The organism is Desmospora profundinema (assembly GCF_031454155.1).
Lineage (GTDB): Bacteria > Bacillota > Bacilli > Thermoactinomycetales > DSM-45169 > Desmospora > Desmospora profundinema.
This window is the reverse complement of sequence record NZ_JAVDQG010000003.1, coordinates 162,146-177,092: the sequence shown is the minus strand read 5'-3', so window position 1 is coordinate 177,092 and position 14,947 is coordinate 162,146. Positions and strand designations below refer to the sequence as shown.

Annotated in this window: 15 protein-coding genes; 1 reads left to right on the top strand and 14 read right to left on the bottom strand. The window is 53.1% G+C overall.

Annotation, left to right across the window (positions count from 1 at the left end; translation table 11 throughout):
• The first annotated feature begins 597 nt into the window (after positions 1-597).
• On the top strand, positions 598-1,650 hold the full coding sequence (locus JOE21_RS07205; protein ID WP_309864254.1) for a CPBP family intramembrane glutamic endopeptidase: 1,053 nt from the start codon (positions 598-600) through the stop codon (positions 1,648-1,650).
• 232 nt (positions 1,651-1,882) lie between these two features.
• On the opposite strand, the gene JOE21_RS07200 is transcribed toward JOE21_RS07205, so the two are convergent.
• The 14 genes from JOE21_RS07200 to rpoE all read right to left on the bottom strand — a co-directional run bounded on the left by JOE21_RS07200 (position 1,883) and on the right by rpoE (position 14,918).
• A complete protein-coding gene (locus JOE21_RS07200) occupies positions 1,883-2,395 on the bottom strand; it encodes a hypothetical protein (RefSeq protein WP_309864251.1) in 513 nt (170 codons plus the stop codon).
• A 30-nt stretch (positions 2,396-2,425) separates the two neighbouring features.
• A complete protein-coding gene (locus tag JOE21_RS07195; protein WP_309864249.1) occupies positions 2,426-3,034 on the bottom strand; it encodes a thymidine kinase in 609 nt (202 codons plus the stop codon).
• A gap of 204 nt (positions 3,035-3,238) precedes the next feature.
• The gene (gene rpmE, locus JOE21_RS07190; RefSeq protein ID WP_094264028.1) at positions 3,239-3,436 is read right to left on the bottom strand and encodes a 50S ribosomal protein L31; all 198 of its coding nucleotides are present in this window, start codon (positions 3,434-3,436) and stop codon (positions 3,239-3,241) included.
• 149 nt (positions 3,437-3,585) lie between these two features.
• Positions 3,586-4,602, bottom strand: a complete 1,017-nt coding sequence (locus JOE21_RS07185) for a peptidoglycan DD-metalloendopeptidase family protein (RefSeq protein ID WP_309864242.1) — start codon at positions 4,600-4,602, stop codon at positions 3,586-3,588.
• Between the two features lie 95 nt (positions 4,603-4,697).
• Entirely contained in the window at positions 4,698-5,963 is a 1,266-nt protein-coding gene (gene rho / locus JOE21_RS07180) for a transcription termination factor Rho (protein ID WP_309864239.1), read from the bottom strand.
• An 84-nt stretch (positions 5,964-6,047) separates the two neighbouring features.
• A complete protein-coding gene (gene glpX / locus JOE21_RS07175) occupies positions 6,048-7,013 on the bottom strand; it encodes a class II fructose-bisphosphatase (RefSeq protein WP_309864237.1) in 966 nt (321 codons plus the stop codon).
• Between the two features lie 109 nt (positions 7,014-7,122).
• Positions 7,123-8,373: a UDP-N-acetylglucosamine 1-carboxyvinyltransferase gene (gene murA / locus JOE21_RS07170; protein ID WP_309864235.1), complete on the bottom strand. Its 1,251-nt coding sequence runs from the start codon at positions 8,371-8,373 to the stop codon at positions 7,123-7,125.
• Between the two features lie 131 nt (positions 8,374-8,504).
• Positions 8,505-9,161: a fructose-6-phosphate aldolase gene (fsa, locus tag JOE21_RS07165; RefSeq protein ID WP_309864232.1), complete on the bottom strand. Its 657-nt coding sequence runs from the start codon at positions 9,159-9,161 to the stop codon at positions 8,505-8,507.
• Positions 9,162-9,184: 23 nt separating this feature from the next.
• Positions 9,185-10,039, bottom strand: a complete 855-nt coding sequence (gene fba, locus JOE21_RS07160) for a class II fructose-1,6-bisphosphate aldolase (protein ID WP_309864229.1) — start codon at positions 10,037-10,039, stop codon at positions 9,185-9,187.
• 414 nt (positions 10,040-10,453) lie between these two features.
• Positions 10,454-11,263 (bottom strand): 3-keto-5-aminohexanoate cleavage enzyme, encoded by an 810-nt coding sequence (gene kce, locus JOE21_RS07155; RefSeq protein ID WP_309864227.1) that lies wholly within the window; start codon positions 11,261-11,263, stop codon positions 10,454-10,456.
• 32 nt (positions 11,264-11,295) lie between these two features.
• Entirely contained in the window at positions 11,296-11,679 is a 384-nt protein-coding gene (kal, locus tag JOE21_RS07150; RefSeq protein WP_309864226.1) for a 3-aminobutyryl-CoA ammonia lyase, read from the bottom strand.
• 17 nt (positions 11,680-11,696) lie between these two features.
• A complete protein-coding gene (locus JOE21_RS07145) occupies positions 11,697-12,077 on the bottom strand; it encodes a response regulator (RefSeq protein WP_374709334.1) in 381 nt (126 codons plus the stop codon).
• A gap of 553 nt (positions 12,078-12,630) precedes the next feature.
• Complete coding sequence (gene pyrG / locus JOE21_RS07140) at positions 12,631-14,247, bottom strand: CTP synthase (RefSeq protein ID WP_309864223.1); 1,617 nt, start codon at positions 14,245-14,247, stop codon at positions 12,631-12,633.
• Between the two features lie 191 nt (positions 14,248-14,438).
• The gene (gene rpoE, locus JOE21_RS07135; protein ID WP_309864219.1) at positions 14,439-14,918 is read right to left on the bottom strand and encodes a DNA-directed RNA polymerase subunit delta; all 480 of its coding nucleotides are present in this window, start codon (positions 14,916-14,918) and stop codon (positions 14,439-14,441) included.
• Positions 14,919-14,947 lie beyond the last annotated feature (29 nt).

Here is a 14,947-nt window from a genome sequence, read left to right as displayed (position 1 = left end):
CACTCCCACTCTCTTTTCCACCGGTTCCGGTATTTACCGGTACAGACTGGATAACAGTACTATTATAGGCGACACCCGACAACCCGTCAAAAAGATGAAGGCCATTTCCCGGGAAATGGGAAAAAGAAAAAGAGGGATTTGGTTTTCCCCGTGGGAAGTTCATGGACAAAATGGTAAAATCGAACCAGTGAGCCGCAACACTCCCAGCCTTTTATGCCCCTTTAACTTAAGATTTGTTTTTTCTTGTGCCTGGACGCTGACGATCAGTCGGTTTGGTTTTCCGTCTTCGCTTCATGTACTGGTCACTTTGTTCCCGGTCTCGCTATAGTGGCATAGTCGACTCCACAGGATTGCCAAACCTCCCTCACGAAAACATGATTGATATGGGTAGAAGGGAAGGGAACTAGGGACTGTCTGGTCATTCAAACTTCCGTGAGTAAGAAGGGAGGGTCGGTATGCCTTTTGGTTCGCCTTTGCGCTTTTTGCAACGAAACGAAGACATCCATACCGACCCGGGACCTCGCGCTACGGATTTTTCAGACACCTAAGATCAGCCGAAGGATTTAATCTTTTGGCCATAAGGAGACGTGTTGCTTAATGGTGGAAATCATATTTGTCGTGTTGATGTTTGCACCCATCATTTTGTTAATGCTTTTTGCCAACTTAACACAGCAGGCCCGGGTTCAAAGCGGTGAGCCGAATGCAGGTCAAGGGTGGTCCATCACAGCGCATGTTATTTTGGCGATCTCGTTTGCCCTGATGTTGATGGGCGGAGTGCTGTTAATGCTCTTAGGTTTGTTGGCCGGTTCCGCTCAACCCGGCGAGATGCCGGGAATCAGCGAGGAAGAAGCCCGCATGGCCATGGGCATATTGGAAAATGCCGTCCTTATTGGACTCAGTTTGGCAGTTCCTGCTCTCGGCGGATTCCTATTGCAAATTCCCGCAATCCGGAGGCTACTGACAAAACCCTTGCCCCTGGATGCGGACAACCCGGTCCATACGTTCGCTTTAATCGCAAGCATGTTTATCTGGGTAAACTTTTTCTTCACACTGTCCGTTGGGCTCGAAACATTGGCCAATACCGAAGGTTTGGAACAGGCGACATCGATCCCGACACTATGGGCGCAACAGCTCACCTTTTTTGCCTTGGCTCTGATCGGAGTGGGGTGGCTTACCCGCCGTGATTGGCGTCAAGCGTTTCAACGGTTGGGATTGGAACGGCCCACCGGAAGACAGTGGGGAATGGGCATCCTGGCCGGATTCGGATTGGTCCTTTTCGCCCATGGCGCCAGCTATTTGGGCGAATGGCTCGGATTTCCCATCGACCCCACTGTGGATCAGTTGACAGAACAGTTGCTTGCGCCGCTGTTTGGTTCCGTATTGGGTATCCTCACACTGGGGCTGTCTGCCGCTTTGGGCGAGGAAGCCTTGTTTCGGGGAGCATTACAGCCCCGTTTTGGTTTGCTGTTAACCACGGTTCTGTTTACTGTCGTTCACAGCAATTACGGATTGAGCCTCTCCACCTTAGTCGTTTTTTTCGTGGGACTCGCTCTCGGCTTGATCCGGATCCGGCACAATACAACCACCGCCATGATCGTTCATGCTGTATACAATATGTCCTTGGGCGTACTGGTTTATCTGGGCGGGTGATAAGATTTCATAGCGAAAACTGGGAACAGAGTGACTGAACCATTGTCGAGCAAGAGCCCGGATCGGTATGGCGTTTCGTTGCAAAAAGCGCATAGTGAGACCGGGGAACGAAAGTGACCCAGGCGAGACTTGTACTCTGGTGAGTACATAGCGAGACCGGAAGCGAACGCGTCCCAGAGCGGGAATCGATTCACATGACAAAGCTGGAGCCGAAATGGGCTCCAGCTTTGTTTTATCCAGCATGGTTTCTAAAAGGAGGGAAATGGCTCAACGGGTTCCATTTACTCCATCCAACCCGTACCCTTACTTCATAACGAGGCATCTCATAACTGATTCGCCGCAACACTTTTTCCTGCAACTCCTCATACCGGGATTCGGGATAACCCTGTTGAGGCACCACCTTCACCCCTACATGTCCCCCCAATATCTCAACATCCACGTCCCGAACCCCGTCAATGGTCATGGCCGATCGGCGAATCCGCCGCCGGTCAACAGAGTCGGGAGGATCAGAGGGGGTTCGCCATTCTCCCACAGCCAGGTTGGGATTGGCGTTTCTCAAACCGAATTCATGATTATCCTGGAAATAACGGTAGGACCCTCTCTCAAACCGATAGGTGGCCCGATCCGGTTCATGCCCGTCCATCTGCGTTTCCATGCCTCCCTGGTTTATGGCGGGAGCACATGCGGCAGACAAACAGCAAACCGCCAACACCAAACCGGTCCCCCGTAACCAACGAAGGAACAAAAAGAAACACCTCCCTGACCTTAGTTTGCGTCAAGAAGGTGCAAAACTCTTCGGCAATGTTTCCCGTTGCGTCACCTCATGACAATGGCGACAGCGGGCTTCGTACTGTTCGGAAGCCCCCACTTGAATTACCGGTTGATCCTCCGCCGCCGGCCGACCATCAATCAACCGTTGGGTACGGCTGGCCGCCCCTCCGCACCTCAGACAGATCGCTTGCAATTTGGTTACATATTCCGCTACGGCCATCAGAATCGGGGTGGGACCAAATGGGCGTCCGCGAAAATCCTGGTCCAACCCGGCACAGATCACCCGGATGCCCCGATCGGCCAAACTTTGAGCCACTTCCACCACGGAATCGTCAAAAAACTGCACCTCGTCCACTGCCACCACATCAGGCCCGTTTTCTACATGTGAAAGAATTTCAGTCGCATGCTCAATGGATATCGCTTCCGTATGTACACCATTATGAGAGGAAATCGCACCCCGAAGGTAACGATCATCGATCCGGGGTTTAAACACCATCACTTCCTGCTTGGCAATGCGGGCCCGGCGAATGCGCCGGATCAACTCCTCGCTCTTTCCGGAAAACATTCCTCCACAGATAACTTCGATCCATCCGTCCGAAAGACGATCATTCATTTTTCATGATTCCCCCGTATCCCGATTGTATGTATAGGAATCTTCTCAAACGATATTGTATCACCTTCACCGTTTGAGGGTTAAGGGATAAACCCTCATGATCGGATGTTTATCATGCTCCTCCATGCGGTCAAACAGAGAAAGGCAAGCGATGGCGTCCCTCGCTTGCCTGTCGTTTTTCTTTTCCACGATCTATCTGAATGATCACAGATTGTATTTCTTCTTGAACCGATCCACTCGACCGCCTGCGCTGACCAATTTTTGTTTCCCGGTGAAAAAGGGATGGCATGCGGAGCAGATATCCACGCGCAGGTTTTCTTTGGTCGACCCGGTCTCAAACGTGTTGCCACATGCGCAGGTGACAGTGGTTTTCTTGTACTCGGGATGAATCGCCGCTTTCATCAAACCTCACCTCTTTTCCATCCGGTCCGTACCCAGACACGCTTCAATGCAAACACTTTGACATTATAGCATGTTCAGGCTTTCATCGCAAGAGGAGGGAAAGAGGCCTTTTCCGCATTCTCATGAAGTTAGAAATAAGTGCCTCTATTTTAAGGAAGGACGTTTAACGGATTCATCGGCTGATCATTTTTCCGAACCTCAAAATGAAGGTGAACCCCTGTGGAATTCCCGGTGGAACCCATATATCCCAACCCGCTCCCCTGTTCCACCCGATTGCCTTTGGCAACCGTGATTCGACTCAAATGAGCGTAGTAAGTGGTCCACCCTTCTCCATGATCCAGTACCACCAAGTTGCCGTATCCCCCGGCATAACCCGCCCGGACCACAGTTCCGCCTTTAGCCGCCTTGATCACATTATTTTCCCGTTGTTGATTCCAGATGTCGATCCCCGTATGCATGCTGCCGTTTCTCCAGCCGTAACCGCTGGTGATCTGGCCTGTGACTGGCCACTGAAAACGAATACTCTGCCGGTTTTGGGACTGTGTCCCGGAAGAGGAAAGGGAGGTCTGCCCTTTGCGGGACAGCGTTACGGTTTGGACCGATTCCTGCTTCGGCTCTTCTTTCAGTTCGGGTTCATAAGCCTGAGGAATCGTCAGAATCTGACCTACATAAAGATCTTCCGCCAGCTTGAGATCAGGATTGGCTTTTTTCAATGCTATTTCGCCTACATCGTGGTGTTCGGCAATAGACTCAAGGGTGTCTCCTTCCTTTACCCGAATTCGCTCCATCACGACCGGAATCTTAATTTTGCTGCCGCTCTGGAGCAGGCGGGGATCGGAAATGTCATTATAGCGTGCCAACGTTTCATCGGGAACACCATATTCACGGCCGATTTGATACAGCGTTTCTCCCGGCTTCACCTCAACCATCAACGGTTTTTTTTCGGTCTCCACCGCCAAATTGCCATCGGCCACTGATGAAATCGGATTTAAATATTGATACACCACCTGATGAGCGACCCGTTCCTTCTGCAAGTCGGAAACGGGGGGCTGCAAAGCTGGTTCCGCCGCCTCAGCCGATCCGTGAGTCCCACCAACCACAACGGAAGCCGACGCTGTACATACCGACAGAGAAGTGAATGCCCATTTACTGCCGTTCTTTGACATCACACCACCTCGCGCCTAGTTTGGGGTCGGGTTGCATGCCCTTTCCCTGCCCCATTCTATGCGAAGGAATCCGTTTGTATGTCCCGTACCCGCATTCACGCGGTCGATGACCGTCGAGCGGGGGTTTCCAGTGTAGCCAGAAATTCTTGGTTGTTGCGGGTTTCAGCCAGCTTGCGCAGGAACGACTCCGTGTACTCCACCCCTTCGTTCAAGGATTTTCGAAGCGTCCACAATTTATCCAGCTCTTCTTGGGAGAGCAGTAATTCCTCCCTCCGCGTTCCGGAGCGTCGAATATCAATCGCAGGAAAAATCCGACGCTCGGACAACTTGCGATCCAAGTGCAACTCCAGATTTCCAGTACCTTTAAACTCTTCATAGATCACATCATCCATGCGGGAACCCGTCTCCACCAAAGCGGTAGCCAAAATGGTAAGGCTTCCCCCTTCCTCGATATTGCGAGCCGCACCGAAGAAGCGCTTCGGACGATGAAAGGCGGCCGGGTCGATTCCACCGGACAACGTACGCCCACTTGGCGGAATCACCAGGTTGTAAGCCCGGGCCAAGCGGGTGATGCTGTCCAGCAGGATCACGACATCCCGTTTGTGTTCCACCAGCCTTTCGGCACGCTGCAACACCAACTCTGCCACTTTAATATGGTTTTCCGGCATTTCATCAAAGGTGGAACTAACCACTTCTCCTTTGACCGAGCGCTGCATGTCGGTCACTTCTTCCGGACGTTCATCGATTAACAACACAAACAGATCGATATGGGGGTGGTTGGTGGTGATACTGTTAGCAACCTCTTTTAATAACATCGTTTTTCCGGCTTTAGGCTGGGCGACGATCAAGCCGCGCTGCCCTAATCCTACGGGAGCTGCCAAATCCATGATGCGGGTCGACAATTGTTTCGGGTTCGTCTCCAAGGTGAGGCGTTCCTGGGGATAAAGGGGAGTAAGCGCAGGGAAGTGAAGGCGTTCTGCAGCCGAATCAGGGTCCTGTCCGTTGACCGCTTCCACGTGAAGGAGTCCAAAATAGCGTTCATTCTCTTTGGGAGGCCGAACTTTTCCCGATACCAAATCCCCCTGGCGCAGATCAAAGCGTCGAATCTGAGAAGCCGAGATATAAATATCTTCTGAGGAAGGCAAATAATTGATGGGGCGCAGGAATCCGTACCCTTCCGGGAGAATATCCAATACCCCTTCCATGAACAGGAGCCCCGCAAGCTCTGCTTTCGCCTTCAGAATGGCAAAAATCAGCTCTTTCTTTTTCATCTGACTGTAATAAGGGATTTGATACTCTTTAGCCAGCTTATACAAGTCCGTCAAACGCCGGTGTTCCAGATCACTCAATGAAATCTCCATATCTTCACCACACGTTCTTTCCTAATTGATGGCCGACGATTCCAACGCATAGGTCTTACCCAGCCTGCCCGGAACCGTCCTTTCTTATTCCAACACCAAGTGAGGTTTCTTCTCCAACCGGTGCTTTCCGTCGATAAAGCGAACCGTCCCTGTCTTAGCCCGCATCACAATGGAATGAGTCGTTGCAACGGTTCCTTTGTAGCGCACTCCGCGCAATAATTCCCCGTCGGTAACGCCTGTGGCCGCAAAGATTGCATCATCTCCCTTGACCAAATCGTCCATGGTCAGGATTCGTCCGGGATCTTCGATGCCCATTTCCTTGCAACGTCTGGTTTGCTCCTCATTTTCCGGGAGCAGTTTTCCTTGGATTTCTCCACCCAGACATTTGAGGGCAACAGCCGCCAACACGCCTTCGGGGGCTCCACCAGAACCGAGCAACAGATCCACCCCTGTATCAGGAAAGGCCGTGTTGATTGCAGCAGCCACATCTCCGTCCGGAATCAACTTGATACGGGCACCCGTCCGTCGGACATCCTCAATGATCCGGGCATGACGGGGCCGGTCCAGCACGACCACCACCAGATCATTCACATCTTTGCCCAACGCGCGAGCAACAGCGACCAGATTATCTTCCACAGGAGCTTCGATGTCCACCTGACCGACCGCTTCCGGACCAACCGCCAATTTATCCATGTACATGTCAGGGGCATGCAGCAGATTTCCGCGCTCGGCCACCGCCACTACCGACAAGGCGTTCCACAACCCTTTGGCTACAATGTTCGTTCCTTCCAACGGGTCGACCGCCACATCCACCTCGGGGAGGTAGCCCAGCCCCAACCGTTCTCCAATGTAGAGCATCGGAGCCTCGTCCATCTCTCCTTCGCCGATCACTACGGTCCCCCGCATCGGGATGGTATCAAACACCTTTCGCATGGCCGATGTGGCCGCTTCATCCGCCTCTTCCTTTTTTCCAAAACCCATCCAACGGCCGGAAGCCACAGCAGCAGCCTCCGTCACCCGCACCAACTCCAATGTCAAACTACGTTCCATCTGGATCCCTCCCGCCGTTATTCCGTCTAGCATCCACCAATAAGGTAACACATTTCATGTATAGGTTACACTGTTTTTCGGTGGAAGTTTAGAAAACGGCTGTGACAGGCTACTCCTCCCGCCAAACTTCGGCACCCAGGTGGCGAAGTTTTTCCTCCAGATTCTCATACCCGCGGTCGATATGCTCGAGGCCGGCGATCTCTGTTATATCTTCAGCCATTAACCCGGCCACCACCAGCGCAGCCCCAGCCCGAAGGTCACTGGCTTGCACTTCGGAACCGACGAGCGGCGTTCTCCCCTTGATGACAGCGGTTCGTCCTTCCACCCGAATCTGGGCCCCCAAACGACACAGTTCGTCCACATGTTTGAAGCGGGAGGAGTAGATATTATCCGTAACCATGCTGGTTCCCTTTGCCCGTGTCAACAAAGAAGTGAAGGGTTGCTGCAGGTCGGTGGGAAAACCGGGGTATGGCAGTGTTTTAATGTGGAGGGGCTGGTATGAATCCGCTCCGGTCACCAACAGCGTTTCATCGGCTTCCTCTACATGAACCCCCATTTCCCGCAATTTGGCCGTTACCGGTTCCATATGCTTGGGAATCACGTTTTTCACCAAGACTTCCCCCGCGGTTGCAGCGGCGGCAACCATATAGGTACCGGCCTCAATCCGATCCGGGATGATCGAATGGCGACACCCTGTCATCTCCCGGAACCCCCGAACCCGGATCACATCCGTTCCCGCTCCTTTGATGCGGGCCCCCATGGAATTGAGCAAGGTGGCCACATCGATAATCTCCGGCTCTTTAGCCGCATTTTCAATCACGGTCGTACCCTTCGCCTTTGAAGCTGCCAGCATGATGTTGATCGTAGCTCCGACACTGACCACATCCAGATAGATACGAGCTCCTGTAAGGACAGGGGCCAGCAGGTGAATGGCGCCGTCCCGATGTTCCACCCGGGCACCCAACGCTTCAAATCCCTTGATATGCTGGTCGATCGGGCGAGGACCCAGGTTACAACCGCCAGGCAAGCCGATCACCGCTTCCCCGAACCGGCCCAGGAGTGCTCCCATCAAATAATAAGAAGCACGCAATCGTTTCACTTTTCCGTTTGGAAGAGGGATATTGGTCAGATCCGTCGCATCGACAGAAAGATCGCCTCGATTCCGTTCCACCCTCGCTCCGAGGCTCCGCAGGATCTCCTCATACACTTCTACATCCCGGATACGGGGGAGATTTTCAATCACGGTGGTGGATTCCGCTAATATGGTGGCTGGAATAAGGGCCACTGCACTGTTCTTGGCACCGCTCACTTGAATTTCCCCCTGCAACCGACGACCACCCTTAATCAACAGCTTCTCCATCATGACCCTCCCTTGGGGGCAGCCATGGGATCGGCGCCGCCCCTCACTCTACCATCGGTAAACGGCCAAAAACGGAGAAAAAAGGGCCCTCCGACGAGGGATAAACCATCGTCGAAATCCCTTTTTTCCATTCATTCGCCAATATGGGCTTGCGCCTCGATCCAATCCTGTTTAAACCGTTCAATTCCCGTATCGGTTAAGGGGTGGGACAACATCTTCTCAAACACGCCAAACGGCAAGGTGGCAATATGGGCACCCGCCGCTGCGGCCTGGGTGACGTGTTGGGGGTGGCGTACACTGGCTGCGATAATCTGGGTGTCGATCTCGTGCCGTTCAAACAGATGGGCGATTTCTTCGATGAGCTGGATGCCGTCGTGACCGATATCGTCCAACCGTCCCAAAAACGGGCTCACATACGTGGCTCCGGCCCGGGCCGCCAACAAGGCTTGATTGGCGGAAAAGACCAGTGTCACGTTGGTCTGAATTCCCGCTTGCGAAAACCGATGGACCGCCTTTAACCCTTCGGCGGTCATCGGCACTTTGATCGTGATATTGTCGGCGATGGCGGTAAGGGGGCGGGCCTCCTCCCACATGTCTTCAGCCTCGTCGGCCAGAACTTCGGCACTGACGGATCCCTTGACAAACGATGTGATTTCCCGAAGCACCTCCAGGAAATCCCGGCCGGACTTTGCAACCAAACTGGGGTTGGTCGTTACACCGGCCAATAATCCCCATTGATGAATCTGCCGGATTTGATCCACATCCGCCGTATCAATAAAAAACTTCATTGCCGGTTCACCTCACCTTTCCATCAGGCTTTGCCGGAACTGCCAAACAAGCGCATTTTACCCTTGACGGTTTCTTTGATCGCTTCCCGACCAGGACCCAGGTATTTTCGCGGGTCGATCATATCCGGATCCGCTCCCAGCAGTTCCCGGATTTTTTGGGTGCATGCCACCTGGCTTTCCGTATTTACATTAATTTTGCCGACACCCAACCGGATCGACTCCTGAATTGCGTCGTCCGGCACACCGGAACCGCCATGGAGCACGATGGGAGCATCAATTTTTTTAGCCACTTCATCGATAATGTCAAAGTGGATTTTGGGTTCGCCTTTATACATTCCATGAGCGGTTCCCACCGCAATGGCCATCGCATCTACCTGGGTTTCCTCCCAAAAGCGGATCGCCTCCTCCGGCTTGGCCAAAGCAGCGTCAGCCTCATCCACCTCAAGGTCGTCTTCCACCCCGCCGATGGTACCCAGTTCCCCTTCCACAGAGACGCCGACGGCATGGGCGGCCTTTACCACTTCTTTGGTGAGACGGATGTTTTCTTCATAGGGATGGTGCGATCCGTCGAACATGACTGACGAGAATCCCGCTTGGATACACTTCATCACCACGTCAAAGCTGCTGCCGTGATCCAGATGCAAAGCGACAGGCACTCCGGATTGTCTGGCAGCGATTTCGGCCATTGCCACCACATAGTCAATCCCCATATAGCGCATGGCTCCTTCGCTCACACCAAAGATGAAAGGGGATTGTTCTTCCTTCGCTGCTGCCGCAATTCCCTGGGTAAATTCCAGGTTGTTCATATTGAATTGTCCAACAGCGAAACCCTCTTGTTTGGCTTGGGGTAAAAAATGGGTCATCGGTACTAACGGCATAAATGAAAACCTCCTAGGATGAAGTCTGCTTCCTGCGCTCCCGCCGGCTTCCCGGCCCATACAACAAAGGAAACACTCCAACAGGCGAGATGGGGTATGTATTCCCTAATGGTGGATCGGGGTGGAACCCATCGGGATACGCAGAGGATAGAGTTTTTACTCTCCTGTCTAGTATAGGGTCGGACGTTCACCCCGGCAAGAGCTGATCCAGTTGACTTTTCATCCATTTCCCCCGCTAACTCAAGGATTCCCATGAAATTGGAAATTCAAGTACACTCGGTCATTCATTCAAAAATCCATTTATTGGAATATAGTTCATCCGTATCCGCATGGCGGCAGGGATGGAATGGACCTTCTCTTCCCACAAGCAAAAACCCCTGACGGGGTAGGGTTCTTTTTAGACATGGCGAGGATCTATCCAATCCCCAATATCTTCCTCGCTTCATCCGGAGTGGCGATTGGACGTTGCAATTCTCCGGCCAGGCGGCTCACCCGGGCCACCAACTGTTCGTTGGTGGCCAACTCTCCTTTACGGTAGTACAGGTTATCCTCCAGGCCCACTCGGACATGACCGCCCATTGTGATCGCCCAAACGGACAGAGGCAACTGGTGACGGCCCACCCCGGCCACTGTCCAGGTTGCGCCCGGTGGAAGCTGGTCCACCAACAGCAACAGATGTCGGGGGTCAGCCGGGATGCCGCCAGGCACACCCATAACAAAATCAAAGTGGAGGTGCCCTTCCACCAGCCCTTCTTTCACCAGGAGAAGAGCCGTCGGTATCATCCCGGAGTCAAAGATTTCAAATTCAGGCCGAACCCCCTGCTCCTTCATGCGAAGGGCAAATTGACGGATCCATTCCGGCGGATTGTAGAATACACCCCCGCCAAAATTGACAGTTCCCGTGGTCAGTGTCGCCATCTCGGGGCGCAGATCGACGGGTTGAATTCGCTCGTCGGCCCCCATATCAACCGCTCCACCGGTAGAGACCTGTACGATGATGTCACACCGCCGACGGATTTCCGCGATCGCTTCCCGGTACAGTTCCCGATCCTGACTCGGGTTTCCGTCGGCATCCCGCACATGGATGTGAGCGATCGCCGCCCCCGCATCAAAGGCCTTGACGGCTGCTTCCCCAATCTCCTTCGGTGTAACCGGAAGGTGAGGGGTGTCTTCCCTGCTTACTTCCGCCCCCACCAGAGCAGCGGTAATGATCAGTTTCTGCAATCGGGATCCTCCTTTCAACCCGAGGTCAATACCTACCGCTGTCGTTCTTTGGGAACGACACAGGTTCCGGTAGCCCGGGCCACCACCAATGGTTCCTCCAACACTCGGGCTGCAGAGGGACGCGACGGATCGATGCGGGCTTCGATCACTTTACAGGCAGTAAAGGACATCGAACGCGAAGTGTTTCCCACCCGCTCGATTCGGCCGGTTGCTTCGATATAATCCCCGGCATGAACCGGAGCCGTAAATTCAACCGAATCATAAGCGACAAACAAACCTTCATCCCCATCATGCCGGATCAACAACTCGGTCGCCACATCCCCGAACAGAGACATCATCCGGGCTCCGTCAACCAAGTCCCCGCCATAATGGGCATCAGACTGACTCATCCGAATCCGGATTTTCACCTCATCCATCCGGATCCCCCTTTCTCTTATTTGGCGCTTTGCAACAGCTGCCGCAATACCTCTGCTCGAAGTTCCTCGATGTCAAAGGGTTTGGTGAAGTGGGCCAATGCTCCCAACTTGGTCGCTTCTTCCACCATATCCAGCTCCCCGTATGCCGTCATCATGATGACTTTTGGGTTAACCGCTTCTTTTTTCAGATGGCGCAGCAGCTCCAAGCCATCCATACCCGGCATCTTCATATCCAATAAGATCAAGTCGGGATGCTCGACATGGATAATCTCCAGAGCCACTTTTCCGTTCGCTGCCTGAAACACTTCCAACCCTTCCCGGGTGAATACTTCCTTGAGTAGAACGCGAATACCGTACTGATCGTCCACAATCAGCAGTTTCATGTTGGACAGAGCCATTCCACTTCCCCCTCCCTTCCACTCCCCCTGCCAATCCGATGTCATCCCTCTTTTCTATCCAAGAAATCAACACGATCGTCCCATTTCATACCGTATAACTAATTCGCGAATGAGGCGTGCGATTTCCTGCACTTGATCTCAAAAAGCATCGAACTTTTTCGACATACGAAAAAACCGCACCGGTTGGTGCGGTCTGCTGACAAACAACCGGAACGGACGGGGTGGTGATCCGTCTCCGTTCCAATCGACTCAAAGAGCATAAGTCTAGCCTGGGTCACTTGTTCCCCGGTCTCGCTATGCGTGGCAAGTCGCTAAATCCACAGCGCGAGAACCCGGGTCGGTATGGCTGTCTTCGTTTCGTTGCAAAAAGCGCATAGCGAGACCGGGAGCGAATGCGACAAGGCGAGACTTGTGCTCTATGAGTGCAAAGGCTCTCCGCCAGCCATACCGGCCCTCCCTTTTGCTCACGGAAGATAAATTACCAGAGAGGCCCTAGCCTCCCATGATGGCCGGTATTAAAGAATCCATCGCATCCTGTAACCAATTCTTTTGCTTATCGTTGAACCGTATTGAGGCGCACACCCAGTGCGGCAGCCACGAAGTCCCGGAACAACGGCTGAGGACGGTTGGGACGGGAGGTGAATTCCGGGTGGAACTGGCAACCCACAAACCAGGGGTGGTCTTTCAGCTCCACGATCTCCACCAGACGACCGTCGGGAGAGGTACCCGAAAAGAGATACCCGGCTCGTACCATCGCCTCCCGATACTCGTTGTTGAATTCATATCGGTGGCGGTGCCGCTCATAAGTCAAACCGTTTCCATACGCCTCCTGCGCTTTGGAACCCGGGGCCAATTTACAGGGATACAATCCCAAACGCATGGTACCGCCCAGATCCTCAATCTCCTTTTGTTCAGGCAACAGGTCGATCAAGGGATGAGGAGTCTCCGGATCGATCTCAGAGCTATTGGCACTTTCCATTCCCAGCAGGTGGCGTGCGCCCTCGATACAGGCCACTTGCATGCCGAGGCAGATTCCAAACATGGGAATGCGTTGCTCCCGTGCATAACGGACGGCGGCAATTTTGCCCTCGATCCCGCGATCACCAAATCCGCCGGGAACCAGAATACCATCCACTCCTTCCAAAAGAGTGGCGGCGTTAGCATCGGTCACTTCTTCTGCGTTGACCCAGCGCATGTCCACTTCGGTATCATTTTCAAACCCTGCGTGGTTAAGGGATTCCACCACGCTCATATAAGCGTCCTTCAAAGCCACATACTTTCCGACAATCGCAATCCGGGTGGTATGAGACAGGTTTTTTACCTTATCGACCAGTGCGACCCACTCGCTCATGTCCGCCTCACCCGTCTTCAGACCGAGATGTTTGACGACGATGTCATCCAGCCCCTCATTCTGGAGCATCAGGGGAACTTCATAAAGTGTTTCCGCGTCACGACACTCAATCACAGCCTCATAATCGATGTCGCAGAACAACGCCAGTTTTCGTTTCATGTCCTCTGACAGGGGACGTCCGGTCCGACAGACGATCACATGGGGCTGAATCCCGATTCCACGCAGTTCCTTGACGCTGTGCTGAGTGGGTTTGGTCTTCAGTTCACCGGTGGCGGAAAGCTCCGGAATCAAGGTGCAGTGGATATACATTACATGCTCCCGGCCCACTTCGCTTTTAATCTGGCGGATCGCCTCCAAAAACGGCAAGCTTTCGATATCGCCGACCGTGCCGCCGATCTCGGTGATCACCACATCCGGATGGGTTTCACGAGCGGCACGGAACACCCGATCCTTAATCTCGTTGGTGATGTGAGGGATCACTTGTACGGTTCCCCCCAGATAATCCCCCCGCCGCTCTTTGTTGATCACAGCGGAGTACACCTTGCCGGTGGTCACATTGCTGTTTTTGGACAGGTTGATGTCGATGAAACGTTCATAGTGGCCCAGGTCCAGGTCCGTTTCCGCCCCGTCATCCGTGACAAATACTTCTCCATGCTGGTAAGGGCTCATCGTACCAGGGTCCACATTGATGTAGGGATCAAATTTTTGAATGGTTACGCTCAGTCCTCGGTTTTTCAGGAGCCGGCCCAGTGATGCTGCCGTAATCCCCTTGCCCAAGGACGACACGACACCGCCGGTTACAAAGATAAACTTGGTCATGGTTTGGACCTCCTCCGATTAGACTTCCCCGATCACGGGACAATTAGAAAAAGCGCCCCCGAATGTAAGGGGCGCTTGAAACAAATACCATCAAGGATCCCGCTACCTATTTGGATAAGGTGCGGGATTGAATCGTTCCGATATAATTACTATTAGCCCAGTGGATAGTTTACATCCCTGGACATCACTTGTCAAGATTCTTCCTCTTCCTCCGCATCGTCCTCGTCGTCTCCATCTCCATCTTCGTCATATTCGCCGTCTTCTTCAAAATCGGCCTCAAAGTCAGCATCATCGGTGTCGGCTTCACTTTCAAAGCCGTCTTCTTCTCCGTCAAACAGATCCTCTTCATCCAGTTCATCGGAATAATCATCTTTCACATTTTGCGCGACGGCGGAATCGGTGGCCTGCTCCGTCGGATACCATCCCCGCAGGCCCCACAAGCTTTTTCCCACGCAAATAAAACGACCGTCAATGTTCATCTCCGTATAGAGCTGGGAGATGTAATGGTTGATTTGTTCTTCTGTGAATCCCTTCAACTGAGCCACTTCCTGCATCAGATTCCGATACAGGATCGGTTCCCCTTTTTCCTTCAACATATGAAACGCCAGATCCACCATAGCCGTCTCGCGGATCTCATCGGGCGACATTTGTTTAGCCAATTGTTCAGACATAGCGGGATGCCCTCCCTTTCCTTCCAATC